At 47.1% G+C, this 14445-nt stretch carries 10 protein-coding genes and 1 other annotated feature; all 10 genes read right to left on the reverse strand.

Features of this window, described 5'->3' with window-relative positions:
• Nucleotides 1-34: 34 nt before the first annotated feature.
• A complete protein-coding gene (gene fusA, locus ACFQPF_RS13365; RefSeq protein ID WP_379750230.1) occupies nucleotides 35-2113 on the reverse strand; it encodes an elongation factor G in 2079 nt (692 codons plus the stop codon).
• Between the two features lie 80 nt (nucleotides 2114-2193).
• Nucleotides 2194-2664: a 30S ribosomal protein S7 gene (rpsG, locus tag ACFQPF_RS13370; RefSeq protein ID WP_379750231.1), complete on the reverse strand. Its 471-nt coding sequence runs from the start codon at nucleotides 2662-2664 to the stop codon at nucleotides 2194-2196.
• Between the two features lie 51 nt (nucleotides 2665-2715).
• Complete coding sequence (gene rpsL / locus ACFQPF_RS13375) at nucleotides 2716-3138, reverse strand: 30S ribosomal protein S12 (RefSeq protein WP_094253198.1); 423 nt, start codon at nucleotides 3136-3138, stop codon at nucleotides 2716-2718.
• A gap of 115 nt (nucleotides 3139-3253) precedes the next feature.
• Nucleotides 3254-3502, reverse strand: coding sequence for a 50S ribosomal protein L7ae-like protein (locus ACFQPF_RS13380; RefSeq protein ID WP_094253199.1), 249 nt, complete (start codon nucleotides 3500-3502; stop codon nucleotides 3254-3256).
• A 75-nt stretch (nucleotides 3503-3577) separates the two neighbouring features.
• Nucleotides 3578-7201, reverse strand: a complete 3624-nt coding sequence (gene rpoC / locus ACFQPF_RS13385; RefSeq protein ID WP_379750232.1) for a DNA-directed RNA polymerase subunit beta' — start codon at nucleotides 7199-7201, stop codon at nucleotides 3578-3580.
• Nucleotides 7202-7230: 29 nt separating this feature from the next.
• On the reverse strand, nucleotides 7231-10773 hold the full coding sequence (gene rpoB / locus ACFQPF_RS13390) for a DNA-directed RNA polymerase subunit beta (protein ID WP_379750233.1): 3543 nt from the start codon (nucleotides 10771-10773) through the stop codon (nucleotides 7231-7233).
• A gap of 283 nt (nucleotides 10774-11056) precedes the next feature.
• Nucleotides 11057-11659, reverse strand: coding sequence for a class I SAM-dependent methyltransferase (locus tag ACFQPF_RS13395; RefSeq protein WP_379750234.1), 603 nt, complete (start codon nucleotides 11657-11659; stop codon nucleotides 11057-11059).
• A gap of 906 nt (nucleotides 11660-12565) precedes the next feature.
• On the reverse strand, nucleotides 12566-12928 hold the full coding sequence (rplL, locus tag ACFQPF_RS13400; RefSeq protein WP_379750235.1) for a 50S ribosomal protein L7/L12: 363 nt from the start codon (nucleotides 12926-12928) through the stop codon (nucleotides 12566-12568).
• Nucleotides 12929-12974: 46 nt separating this feature from the next.
• Nucleotides 12975-13475 carry a 50S ribosomal protein L10 gene (rplJ, locus tag ACFQPF_RS13405; protein ID WP_379750236.1) on the reverse strand — a complete coding sequence of 167 codons (501 nt, stop codon included), beginning with the start codon at nucleotides 13473-13475 and terminating at the stop codon, nucleotides 12975-12977.
• 37 nt (nucleotides 13476-13512) lie between these two features.
• Nucleotides 13513-13675 (reverse strand) — a sequence feature (ribosomal protein L10 leader region).
• Nucleotides 13676-13720: 45 nt separating this feature from the next.
• Entirely contained in the window at nucleotides 13721-14422 is a 702-nt protein-coding gene (gene rplA / locus ACFQPF_RS13410; protein ID WP_379750237.1) for a 50S ribosomal protein L1, read from the reverse strand.
• Nucleotides 14423-14445: the final 23 nt, after the last annotated feature.

Consider the following 14445-nt stretch of genomic DNA (forward strand, 5'->3'; position numbering starts at 1 on the left):
GTAAAAACGAAGTCATGACAACCAACTCGTTCAATTATTGACCAGTTGATTTCTTGATGATTTCTTCAGAGATTGACTTTGGTACTTCTTCGTAGTGGTCGAAGTGCATAGAGTACGTACCGCGTCCTTGTGTACGTGAACGCAAGCTAGTTGCGTATCCGAACATTTCAGATAGCGGAACCATCGCTTTAACGATTTGTGCGTTACCGCGAGCTTCCATACCTTCTACGCGTCCACGGCGAGAAGTAACGTCACCCATGATGTCTCCCATGTACTCTTCAGGAACCGTTACTTCAACTTTCATGATCGGCTCTAGAATGGCAGGGTCACATTTTGATTTAGCGTTTTTAAGTGCCATTGAACCGGCAATTTTGAACGCCATTTCGTTGGAGTCAACATCGTGGTATGATCCGTCAACGATACGGGCTTTAAGGTCCAATAATGGGAAGCCTGCAAGCATACCGTTTTTCATTGACTCTTCGATACCAGCTTGTACAGCAGGGATGTATTCACGAGGAACTGCCCCACCAACGATTTTGTTTTCAAATACGAATCCAGATCCTTCTTCACCTGGCTCGAATTCAACCCAAACGTGGCCGTACTGACCGCGTCCACCGGATTGACGAACGAATTTACCTTCAACTTTAGCAGCCTGGCGAATTGTTTCACGGTATGCTACCTGTGGAGCACCCACGTTAGCTTCTACCTTGAATTCGCGGCGCATACGGTCAACAAGGATATCAAGGTGAAGCTCACCCATACCTGCGATGATCGTTTGTCCAGTTTCTTCGTTAGTTTCCGTACGGAATGTTGGATCTTCTTCAGCAAGCTTAGAAAGAGCCATACCCATCTTGTCTTGGTCTGCTTTAGACTTCGGCTCGATAGATAGTGAGATAACCGGCTCTGGGAATACCATTGATTCAAGAATAACAAGGTTCTTCTCGTCACAAAGAGTGTCACCAGTTGTAGTATCTTTAAGACCTACAGCAGCTGCGATATCTCCAGCGTATACGATCGAGATCTCTTCACGTGAGTTAGCGTGCATTTGCAGGATACGTCCTACGCGCTCGCGCTTTCCTTTTGTAGAGTTCTGAACGTATGATCCAGAGTTCAATGTACCAGAGTACACACGGAAGAATGTTAACTTACCAACATATGGGTCAGTCATAACTTTGAATGCAAGTGCTGAGAATGGAGCTTCGTCACTTGACTCACGAGTTACTTCTTCTTCTGAATCTGGAAGTGTACCTTTGATCGCTGGTACGTCAACCGGCGATGGAAGGTAATCAAGAACTGCGTCTAGCATAAGCTGAACACCTTTGTTCTTGAATGCAGAACCACATGTTACAGGGTAGAACTCAACGTTACAAGTACCTTTACGGATTCCTGCTTTAAGCTCTTCCTTCGTGATTTCTTCGCCTTCTAAGTACTTCATCATCATTTCTTCATCAAGCTCAGCTACCGCTTCAATTAGCTTGTTGCGGTATTCTTCAGCCAATTCTTTGTGCTCTTCCGGAATTTCGCGAACTTCGATATCCGTACCGAGGTCGTTTCCGTAGAATACAGCGTTCATTTCAACTAGGTCGATGATCGCTTCGAACTGGTCTTCAGCACCGATCGGTAATTGGATCGGGTGAGCGTTGGCACCAAGACGGTCGTGGATTGTCTTTACAGAGTAAAGGAAGTCCGCACCGATCTTGTCCATTTTGTTTACGAATACTACACGTGGAACGCCGTATGTTGTCGCTTGACGCCATACTGTTTCTGTTTGTGGTTCTACACCTGATTGAGCATCAAGTAGTGCAACCGCTCCGTCTAATACACGCAATGAACGTTCTACTTCAACTGTGAAGTCTACGTGACCTGGAGTATCGATGATGTTGATACGGTGATCTCTCCATTGAGCAGTTGTCGCAGCGGAAGTGATTGTGATTCCGCGCTCTTGTTCCTGCTCCATCCAGTCCATTTGTGATGCACCTTCGTGCGTTTCACCAATTTTGTGGATACGGCCCGTGTAGTAAAGTACACGTTCAGTAGTTGTCGTTTTACCAGCATCGATGTGAGCCATGATCCCGATATTACGCGTATTTTTTAAGGAGAATTCTCTTGCCATGAAATTCTCTCCTTCCTATGCCTAGGAATAAATTTTTATGTGGTTTTAGAGACAGTCCAAGAACTGTCTCTAAAGTGATCCTACCAGCGGTAGTGAGCGAAAGCTTTGTTGGCTTCAGCCATTTTGTGCATATCTTCACGCTTCTTAACAGATGCACCAGTGTTGTTAGCAGCATCCATGATTTCGTAAGCAAGACGTTCTTCCATTGTCTTTTCTCCGCGAAGGCGTGAGTAGTTTGTAAGGTAACGAAGTCCAAGAGTCGTACGACGTTCTGGGCGAACTTCAACCGGTACTTGATAGTTAGCTCCACCTACACGGCGAGCGCGAACTTCAAGAACTGGCATAATGTTCTTAAGAGCCTGTTCGAAAACTTCCATAGGGTCGTTTCCAGTGCGGTCCTTAATGAGTTCGAACGCGTTGTACAAAATTGTTTGTGCTACTCCTCTTTTACCGTCAACCATAATTTTGTTGATTAGACGAGTTACAAGCTTTGACTTGTAAATTGGATCAGGCAGCACATCACGACGAGTTACAGGTCCTTTACGTGGCATGTGGTCCCCTCCTTCCTAAAATTGTGTGTATTTGTTCATGCGATTGTTTGATTACTTCTTAGGCGCTTTAGGACGCTTTGTTCCATACTTGGAACGACCTTGCATACGGTTGTTAACACCAGCTGTGTCAAGCGCACCACGAACGATGTGGTAACGTACCCCTGGTAAGTCCTTTACACGTCCACCACGGATAAGAACAACACTGTGCTCTTGAAGGTTGTGGCCGATACCTGGGATGTAAGCTGTTACCTCGATCTGGTTAGTCAAACGAACACGCGCATACTTACGTAGTGCTGAGTTCGGCTTCTTTGGAGTCATTGTACCTACACGCGTACATACACCACGCTTTTGTGGAGATGAAACGTTAGTTTGTGACTTAACGAAGCTGTTGTAACCTTTGTTCAAAGCTGGAGAGTCAGACTTTTTGATCTTAGACTCACGGCCTTTACGAACGAGTTGGTTAATAGTTGGCATTTTGTTTCCTCCTTCCTCGGTTTGTAGTACCACCCATCCAGGTGGTTCATTTTTCGGACAAAAGAAAGTTTTTGCGGGAGAAGCCAGGAGCTTGCCCTCGCAAAAACGTATTATTTTATCCTTTTATCGCAACAGTTGCAGCTCCTACATCGATACCGCAAGCTTTTCCAAGCTTTTTCATCGAATCAACCTGCACAATCGGAACGTGCTTCTCTTCGGCAATCAATAAAACCTTATTGGTTACTCTCCGGTCAGCATCTTCGGCTACGATGAGCTCTTTCACTTCTCCGTTTTGCAAAGCCTTGATGGTTTGCTTCGTACCTACGATAATTTCTGAAGCTTGAGTTACTTTTTCATAAGACATACGAATATCCTCCAAAGCAACATTCTTAGGAGCACATCGATAATCATAGCATCGATGCACTCCCAATGTCAACACCTATTCTTGTGAAACGAGCAGTTCTTGCGCTTCTTTCTCAGCGTTCTCATCTTCTGCTACAGCAGGGGAATTGACGCCGATGTTGCGGTAGCGTGTCATACCCGTACCAGCCGGGATCAGCTTACCGATAATAACGTTCTCCTTGAGGCCAAGAAGCTCGTCGCGCTTACCTTTGATCGCAGCATCAGTAAGGACACGAGTTGTCTCCTGGAACGATGCAGCAGAAAGGAATGACTCTGTTTCAAGGGAAGCTTTTGTAATACCGAGCAATACTGGACGTCCTGTCGCAGGTGTTCCGCCGTCAAGCAAGACTTTGCGGTTGGCATCTGTGAACGCATGGATATCCATAAGGGCGCCTGGAAGCACTTCTGTATCTCCAGCATCGATAATGCGCACTTTGCGAAGCATCTGGCGGACCATTACTTCAACGTGCTTATCGCCGATTTCTACCCCTTGCATACGGTATACCTTTTGTACTTCGCGAAGGAGATATTCCTGAACGCCTTCCGCACCTCTTACTTTGATCAGTTCTTTCGGATCGATCGAACCTTCAGTAAGAACCTGGCCAGCTACAACAGCATCGCCTTCCACGACTTTAATACGGGCTCCGTAAGGGATCACGTATGTTCTTGTCTCGATTTCACCCTGAACAAGGACTTCACGCTTTTCTTTCGCTTCATTAACCTGAATTACGGTTCCTTCGACTTCAGAAATAACGGCCTGACCTTTCGGGTTACGCGCCTCGAACAATTCCTGGATACGCGGAAGACCTTGTGTGATATCGTCTCCTGCTACACCGCCGGTATGGAACGTACGCATGGTAAGCTGTGTTCCTGGTTCCCCGATCGATTGAGCAGCGATGATACCAACGGCCTCGCCCACTTCAACGTCCGAACCTGTTGCCAGGTTGCGTCCGTAGCACATTTTACAAACACCATGGCGTGTATCACAAGTGAAGACAGAGCGGATATGAACTTCCTTAATGCCCATCTCTTCAATTGCAAGTGCCAGGTCTTCCGTAATGAGCTCGTTTTTGCCAACAATCACTTCGTTTGTTTCCGGGTGGTACAACGTTTTGAAAACGGTACGTCCGATCAAACGCTCGTTAAGCGGCTCGATGATCTCATTTCCTTCTTTAATGGCAGCTACTTTCAGTCCACGGTCGGTTCCGCAGTCTTTTTCACGGACGATAACATCCTGTGCAACGTCTACGAGACGGCGAGTGAGGTAACCTGAGTCAGCTGTTTTAAGGGCTGTATCGGCTAGACCTTTACGCGCACCGTGAGTGGAGATAAAGTACTCGAGTACCGTCAGACCTTCACGGAAGGAAGATTTGATTGGAAGCTCGATGATCTTACCAGCCGGGTTGGCCATGAGTCCGCGCATACCCGCTAGCTGTGTAAAGTTGGACGCGTTACCACGCGCTCCGGAGTCTGACATCATGAAGATCGGGTTACGTTTATCAAGGGTAAGCATGAGCTTCGCCTGAATTTCATCCTTCGTTACACTCCAGATGTTGATAACGCGCTCGTAACGCTCGTCTTCTGTGATCAAACCGCGGCGGAACTGCTTCATAACTGTCGCAACTTTTTCTTCCGCTTTAACAAGAATTTCTTGTTTTTCCGGTAATACGACGATGTCGGAAACACCGATCGTGATACCAGCGCGAGTCGAATATTTGAAACCGAGTTCCTTCATGCGGTCAAGCATTTTGGATGTTTCGGTAATTTTGAAACGTTTGAAGATCTCAGCGATGACTTTTCCGAGGATCCCCTTCTTAAACGGTGTAACCTCTTCACGTTTCGCGATTTCTTCTTTTACATTAGCGCCTTTTTCAAGGAAGTATTTAGCCGGAGTTTCCACCTGAAGGTTTGTTGTCGTCGGCTCGTTAATGTAAGGGAACGATTCTGGCATGATCTCATTGAACAATAGCTTACCTACTGTTGTGATGAGAAGCTGGTCTTGCTGCTCTGGCTTGAATGAAGGCTTGTTAAGGCTTGAAACCATAACCGCGATACGCGTATGAAGGTGGACGAATCCATTTTCATAAGCGACGATCGCTTCGCTTGCATCCTTAAAGACAGATCCTTCACCGATCGCACCGGCACGTTCCATCGTCAGGTAGTAGTTACCTAATACCATATCCTGTGAAGGCGTAACGACTGGCTTACCGTCTTTCGGGTTCAGAATGTTTTGTGCAGCAAGCATCAAGATGCGTGCTTCAGCTTGTGCTTCAGCTGATAGCGGTACGTGAACAGCCATCTGGTCACCGTCAAAGTCCGCGTTGTATGCCGTACATACGAGCGGGTGAAGACGGATCGCACGACCTTCAACAAGTGTCGGTTCGAACGCCTGAATTCCAAGTCTGTGAAGCGTTGGTGCACGGTTCAGAAGGACTGGGTGCTCGCGGATGACTTCCTCAAGTACATCCCATACCTCTGGCTGAACGCGTTCAACTTTGCGCTTCGCACTCTTGATGTTGTGTGCAAGTCCTTTAGAAACGAGCTCTTTCATAACGAAAGGCTTGAACAGCTCAAGCGCCATTTCTTTCGGAAGTCCGCACTGATACATTTTTAGGTTAGGTCCTACGACGATAACCGAACGTCCAGAGTAGTCAACACGCTTACCAAGAAGGTTTTGACGGAAACGTCCTTGCTTACCTTTCAGCATGTGTGAAAGGGATTTAAGCGGACGGTTACCAGGACCCGTTACCGGACGGCCGCGGCGGCCGTTATCGATCAACGCATCGACAGCTTCTTGAAGCATACGCTTTTCGTTCTGTACGATGATGTTTGGCGCGCCAAGATCAAGCAGACGCTTCAAACGGTTGTTACGGTTGATAACACGGCGGTACAAGTCGTTCAAATCAGAAGTCGCGAAACGTCCTCCGTCGAGCTGAACCATTGGGCGAAGTTCCGGTGGAATAACCGGAAGCACGTCGAGGATCATCCAATCCGGGTGGTTACCGGAATGACGGAACGCTTCGAGCACTTCTAGACGCTTGATCGCACGTGTACGACGCTGGCCTTGTGCTGTTTTCAGCTCTTCTTTTAGCTGAGTAACGTCTTTTTCAAGATCGATGTCCTCTAAAAGACGCTTGATCGCTTCTGCTCCCATTTGAGCCGTGAAGCCTTTGCCGTATTTCTCACGGTAGGCACGGTACTCTTTTTCAGAAAGCAGCTGTTTCTTCTCAAGCGGAGTTTCCCCTTGATCGGTTACAACGTAAGAAGCAAAATAAATGATTTCCTCAAGTGCGCGCGGAGACATGTCAAGGACAAGACCCATGCGGCTTGGGATACCTTTGAAGTACCAAATGTGGGATACAGGAGCAGCAAGCTCGATGTGACCCATGCGGTCACGTCGAACTTTCGCTCTTGTTACTTCAACACCACAGCGGTCACAGACAACGCCCTTATAACGGACACGCTTGTACTTGCCGCAGTGGCATTCCCAATCCTTCGTTGGTCCGAAGATTCGTTCACAGAACAAGCCGTCTTTTTCAGGCTTTAATGTACGGTAGTTAATCGTTTCAGGCTTTTTGACTTCCCCTCTGGACCATGAGCGGATCTTATCAGGCGAAGCTAAGCCGATTTTCATATACTCAAAATTATTTACGTCTATCAAGGAGCGTACCTCCCTTTTGATATCCTCGTTTATTCATTAACGGTGTATGACTCTAAATTAAGGTTAAGTTTCTCGTTCGCCTGATCATCTTCATCATCAAGCTCGCGCATTTCGATCTCTTGATCATCTCCGGAAAGGATCTTCACGTCCATACCGAGAGACTGAAGCTCTTTAATCAATACTTTGAATGATTCAGGAACACCTGGCTCCGGAACATTCTCGCCTTTTACGATGGCTTCGTACGTCTTCACACGGCCGACAACGTCATCGGACTTGACTGTGAGGATTTCCTGAAGCGTGTAGGCAGCGCCGTATGCTTCAAGCGCCCATACTTCCATCTCCCCGAAACGCTGTCCACCGAACTGCGCTTTACCTCCAAGAGGCTGCTGGGTAACAAGTGAGTATGGCCCTGTTGAACGAGCGTGAAGCTTATCGTCAACCATGTGGGCAAGCTTGATCATGTACATGACACCGACTGATACGCGGTTATCAAACGGAACACCTGTGCGTCCGTCATAAAGGACCGTCTTACCGTCGCGCGCCATTCCGGCTTCTTCAATCGTGCCCCACACATCTTCCTCGCGCGCTCCGTCAAATACCGGTGTCGCAACGTGGATGCCAAGCTGGCGGGCAGCCATTCCAAGGTGAAGCTCCAGCACCTGTCCGATGTTCATACGAGATGGTACACCGAGCGGGTTAAGCATGATGTCAACTGGCGTTCCGTCAGGCAGGTAAGGCATGTCTTCTTCCGGCATGATGCGGGAGATAACCCCTTTGTTACCGTGACGTCCGGCCATTTTGTCACCTTCGTGAATCTTACGCTTTTGCACGATGTACGCGCGGACAAGCTGATTCACACCTGGAGGAAGCTCGTCGCCGTCTTCACGGTTAAAGACTTTCACATCCAGGATGATGCCGTCTCCGCCGTGAGGAACACGTAGAGAGGTATCACGCACTTCACGTGCTTTTTCACCGAATATGGCATGTAGCAGGCGCTCTTCCGCTGTAAGCTCCGTTACACCTTTAGGCGTTACTTTACCTACGAGAATATCGCCGTCTTTTACTTCGGCACCGACACGGATAATTCCGCGCTCGTCAAGGTTGCGAAGCGCATCCTCACCGACGTTCGGGATATCACGTGTGATTTCTTCTGGTCCAAGCTTCGTGTCACGCGCTTCTGACTCATATTCTTCAATATGAATCGACGTGTACACATCATCCTTTACAAGGCGCTCGCTCATGATGACGGCATCCTCATAGTTGTACCCTTCCCAGGTCATGAATGCGACAAGAACGTTTCTTCCAAGAGCCAATTCGCCCTTTTCCATGGAAGGTCCGTCAGCGAGGATCTCGCCCTTCGTCACGCGGTCGCCTTTAGAGACAATCGGACGCTGGTTGTAGCATGTTCCTTGGTTGGAACGGATGAATTTAAGCAGGTTATATTTATCAAGGTCGCCTCGTACTTCTTTTCCATCAACGACAGAAATACGGCGGACTTGAACTTGTTTCGCAGTAACGCGCTCAACGATTCCTTCGTGCTTGTTAATAACAGCAGCTCCGGAATCCTTCGCTGAAACGTGCTCCATTCCTGTTCCGACGATCGGCGATTCAGGCACGAGCAATGGCACGGCCTGACGCTGCATGTTCGCACCCATGAGGGCACGGTTGGAGTCGTCATTTTCCAAGAACGGGATACAAGCTGTTGCGGCAGAAACGACTTGTTTCGGCGATACGTCCATATAGTCGATCTTATCGCGCTTCATCACCGTGTTATCTCCACGGAAACGAGCAATAATATCTTCCTTCGTGAACGATCCGTCTTCATTAAGAAGCGAGTTCGCCTGTGCCACTACATAGTTATCTTCCTCATCAGCCGTCAAGTAATCGATCTGTCCAGTTACTTTCCCTGTATCCGGGTCAACGCGGCGGTATGGAGTCTCGATGAATCCGTACTCGTTCACCTTCGCATAGCTGGATAGTGAGTTGATCAAACCGATGTTCGGACCTTCCGGCGTTTCGATCGGACACATACGCCCATAGTGAGAGTAGTGAACGTCACGAACTTCGAAGCCTGCGCGCTCACGCGTCAGACCGCCGGGCCCGAGGGCAGATAGACGGCGCTTGTGCGTCAATTCAGCAAGCGGATTCGTCTGATCCATGAACTGTGACAGCTGAGAGCTTCCAAAGAACTCTTTAATCGCCGCAATAACTGGGCGGATGTTGATAAGAGCCTGAGGTGTGATCGCGTTCGTGTCCTGGATGGACATACGTTCGCGTACAACACGCTCCATACGGGAAAGACCGATGCGGAACTGGTTCTGAAGCAGCTCCCCAACAGAACGAAGACGTCGGTTACCGAGGTGATCGATGTCGTCCGTGTTCCCTACAGAGTGAAGCAAGTTAAAGAAGTAATTGATTGAAGCGATAATGTCAGAAACCGTGATGTTCTTCACGTCTTTCTCTACATTGCCGTTTCCGATTACTTTGATCACTTTCTCGCCTTCCTGATCATCAGGAGCGTAGATGCTGATAGACTGCAAAGGAATATCCTCATCTTCAGCCACTCCGCCAGCAGGCGTTACCGTTTTGTAGCCTGCACCTTCTTCTAAGAAAGGAAGGATCTTATCAAGCGTACGGCGGTCAAGCAACGTACCCGCTTCTGCTACCACTTCACCTGTCTCAGGATTCGCAATAGATTCAGCCAGTCTTTGGTTGAACAAACGGTTTTTAATATGAAGCTTTTTGTTGATTTTGTAACGCCCAACGCTTGCCAGGTCATATCGTTTCGGATCAAAGAAACGAGACTCTAACAAACTTTTAGCGTTCTCCACCGTAGGAGGCTCACCAGGGCGCAGACGCTCATAGATTTCGAGAAGCGCTTTTTCAGTGCCTTCTGTATTATCTTTATCAAGCGTGTTGCGCAGGTACTCATCCTCTCCAAGGAGATCGATGATTTCTTGATCAGAGCCAAACCCTAATGCACGAAGCAATACAGTGATTGGAATCTTTCTTGTGCGGTCGATACGCACGTAAACTACGTCCTTGGCATCCGTTTCAAACTCTAGCCAAGCACCGCGGTTTGGAATGACAGTAGCGGTAAAACCTTTTTTACCGTTCTTGTCGATCTTCTCGCTATAGTAAACACTTGGTGAACGAACGAGCTGTGATACGATTACACGCTCAGCGCCGTTGATCACAAATGTTCCTGTGTCTGTCATCAACGGGAAATCTCCCATGAATACTTCTTGCTCTTTTACTTCGCCAGTTTCCTTATTAATAAGGCGCACTTTCACGCGAAGCGGAGCAGCGTAAGTTACATCACGCTCTTTTGATTCTTCTACAGGATATTTCGGCTCACCAAGACTGTAATCAATGAACTCTAAAACAAGGTTTCCTGTAAAATCTTCAATCGGCGAAATGTCATGAAACATTTCACGTAACCCCTCATCAAGAAACCATTGATAGGAAGCGGTTTGAATTTCGATAAGATTCGGCAATTCAAGCACTTCGCTGATCCTTGCATAACTTCTTCGTTGGCGGTGGCGTCCAAACTGAACTAGTTGACCTGTCAACTGATTCACCCCTCAAATCCAGCGTTTTTTTCGTGTGTTCTTAAACCTTGCACTCTAGCATGAAAATGTCTAAAGACAAAAAGAAAAAGGGTTTTCAAGAAAAAACCGCAATTTTCACCGGCAAAGCCGATTCTATTATTTTGTCCAAAACAGCCGCATATTATACATAAAACCTTGATTTATCAACGTTTATACGCCCACCACGAAAAAATGGGCGCCAAAATGCGAATTCATTGGCATTTTATAATATTATCATAGGGAAAAACACGCGTCAAATATTTTTTTATTGATTTTTCTGTGCCATGATAATATAATATCCTTTTTTCTTTTCCACTACTTCACTATTCCCGAATAAAGAATCTATTTTTTCAAGCGCAGAAGGCGCCCCTTGCTTCTTTTGGATCACGATCCAAAGCTCTCCACCAGGCTTAAGCTTCTCATACGCCTGCTCAAAAAGCTCATGCACAACCTTCTTCCCCGCCCTGATCGGCGGATTGCTGATCACACACGCAAGCCCATCCTCCACCTGCTCCAGAAGACTGCTCTTTTTAATAGAAACATTCGAAACACCATTGTTCGCCGCATTCAGCAAAGCCAGATCAAGCGCACGCTCGTTCACATCCACCATGACCACTTTGCGTGCAGGCTCCGCTTTTGCGAGCGATAAACCAATCGGCCCGTAGCCGCAACCGACATCCGCATAATCACCTTCGACATCCGGCGCAGTGAACACATCAATCAGCACACGGCTGCCGAAGTCCACTTCTTTCTTCGAGAAAACACCGCGGTCCGTCGTGAAACGGTAGGTATGCCCCTTAAGCTCAAAATTCCAAGTCTGGCGGCTGCTCTCTACTTCGGGTTTTTCAGAATAATAATGTCCACTCATTTTACTGCTCCTCTACTAAAGGATGTTACAAGTGTGTCCTGCATTTGCAGGTTTGAGACATGAAGCATTTTTCAGGAATCGAAGATGGGGTTGATCTGCGTTACAGGTGCACGCTTTCCGCGGGGCGGGAGGTGAGCCCCTTCGTCGCACGCGCCATTGAAGGGTCTCACCTTCCCACTCGTCCCGCAGGAGTCGGCACCTTTCACTCCGATCACCCTTATCAAAGAAGAATTCAAAGATGAACTAAAAGGCGCAAGCCTTCACAAACAGATCTCGGTATCAGACATGGGATGTCGAAATACCTAAGGAAATGTTCACAAAATCAGGTCTAAGAGTCAAAACCAAAAAGCACCTTAGCAACTATCCATGTTCGCACTAACAACACCAAGAAGCCAAACCATCTTTAGCATCTCCGCGTCCCGCAGTGGGGTCCGGTACCGATAACGGGTTTCGATGATACCGAAGGTCATCATCTCGGTACCGGACCCCAGATGTTTAAAAACCTCGAAGAACATGTTTGCCACACCAAGTCCAAGAACCTAAACCAGCATCTTAGTAGCTATTAATGTTCGCTCAAACAACGCCAAGAAGCCAAACCATCTTTAGCATCCCCGCGTCCCGCAGTGGGGTCCGGTACCGATAATGGGTTTCGATGATACCGAAGGTCATCATCTCGGTACCGGACCCCAGATGTTTGAAAACCTCAAAGAACATGTTCGCCACACCAAGTCCAATAGCCAAAACCACCATCTCGGTACCGGACCCCAGATGTTTGAAAACCTCGAAGAACATGTTCGCCACACCAAGTCCAAGTACCCAAACCAACCCATCTTCAAATACTCCACTTAATTTACTGCCTTAACGAATAAAAAGGCCCGCCTGAGGCGAACCTTTTTTTGTTTAAAATTACTTAACTTCTACAGAAGCTCCAACTTCTTCAAGCTTAGCTTTGATTTCTTCAGCTTCTTCTTTGTTAACGCCTTCTTTAACTGTTCCAGGAGCGCCGTCAACTAGTTCTTTAGCTTCTTTAAGTCCAAGACCTGTAAGCTCACGAACTACCTTGATAACTTTGATTTTTGAAGCTCCAGCGTTAGCAAGAACTACATCAAACTCAGTCTTTTCAGCAGCAGCTTCACCAGCAGCAGCACCAGCAGCAGCTACAGGAGCAGCAGCAGTAACACCGAATTCTTCTTCGATTGCTTTTACAAGATCGTTAAGTTCTAAAACTGTCATTGTTTTTAGGCTTTCAATGATTTGTTCTTTAGACATTTTAATTTCCTCCTTATATTAGGTAAAGTTTAGTTTTGGGTAAGGCTTACGCGCCTTGTTGTTCTTTTTGCTCTGCAACTGCCTTAGTAGCCAACGCAAAGTTGCGGATAGGTGCTTGAAGCACGCTGAGTACCATAGAAAGAAGTCCTTCGCGTGATGGAAGCTCGGCAAGTGCCTTAACTTCTTCAACAGATGCGATTTGTCCTTCGATAACACCAGCTTTGATTTCAAGCGCTTCGTTTGCTTTCGCAAAGCTGTTAATGATCTTAGCAGGTGCTACTACATCGTCGTTAGAGAACGCGATTGCTGTAGGGCCTGTAAGGTGCTGGGAAAGTTCACCCAAGCCAGCTTGCTCAGCTGCACGTGCAGTCATTGAGTTCTTGTAAACTTTGTACTCAATGCCAGCTTCGCGCAATTGCTTACGAAGTTCAGTCACTTGTGCTACGTTTAGTCCGCGGTAGTCAACAACGATTGTTGATTTGCTCTCGCTAAGCTTGCCAGCGATCACGGACACTAGTTCCTTTTTCGTTTCTAGAATGCTGCTCATCCTTACACCTCCTGTATTAGTGATGCATCAGACCGTAGTTGGCATTTAAAAAGCCTCCGTGTCCCGAAAGACACGGAGGCGTAAGTTTCAAAAATAACATCGGCGCACGAGTACGCGTGATATGCTTTTCGATACTACAACCTCGGCAGGATGATTAAGCGCTAAGCCCCTGCTGTCTACGGTAAGTACGATGCGTATTTGGTTACAACATTATATACTATAACGGTTTGAAAACCGGTTGTCAACTATCGCTTTACAGAAAATGTAGATGGGTTAACTTTTACGCCAGGACCCATTGTAGAAGAGATTGCTACGTTCTTAAGGTAAGTACCTTTCGCTGCAGCAGGCTTCACTTTAAGTAAAGTATCGATGATTGTGTTAAGGTTCTCAGAAAGCTTTTCAGCTTCGAAAGAAACTTTTCCGATTGGAACGTGAACGTTACCAGTCTTGTCAACACGGTACTCAACTTTACCAGCTTTGATTTCATTAACAGCTTTTGTAACATCAAATGTTACTGTACCTGTCTTAGGGTTTGGCATTAAGCCTTTTGGTCCTAAAACACGTCCAAGCTTACCAACTTCAGCCATCATGTCTGGAGTTGCAACGATTACGTCAAACTCGAACCAGCCTTGCTGAATCTTGTTGATGTAATCAGAATCTCCAACGTGATCTGCTCCAGCTGCTTCTGCTTCTTTCGCTTTTTCACCTTTTGCGAATACTAGGACACGCTGAGTCTTACCTGTTCCGTTCGGAAGCACAACTGCTCCACGAACTTGCTGGTCAGCTTTCTTCGTGTCTACGCCAAGGCGTACAGCTACTTCTACAGACTCATCAAACTTAGCAGATGCTGCTTTTTTTACAAGCTCGATCGCTTCGTTTGAATCGTATGCTTTTGTGCGGTCTACTAATTTAGCCGCTTCTTGGTACTTCTTGCTCTTTTTAGCCATTGTTAATTTCCTCCTTTGTGGTT

Origin of the sequence: Fictibacillus iocasae (genome assembly GCF_042665465.1) — a bacterium.
Lineage (GTDB): Bacteria > Bacillota > Bacilli > Bacillales > Fictibacillaceae > Fictibacillus > Fictibacillus iocasae.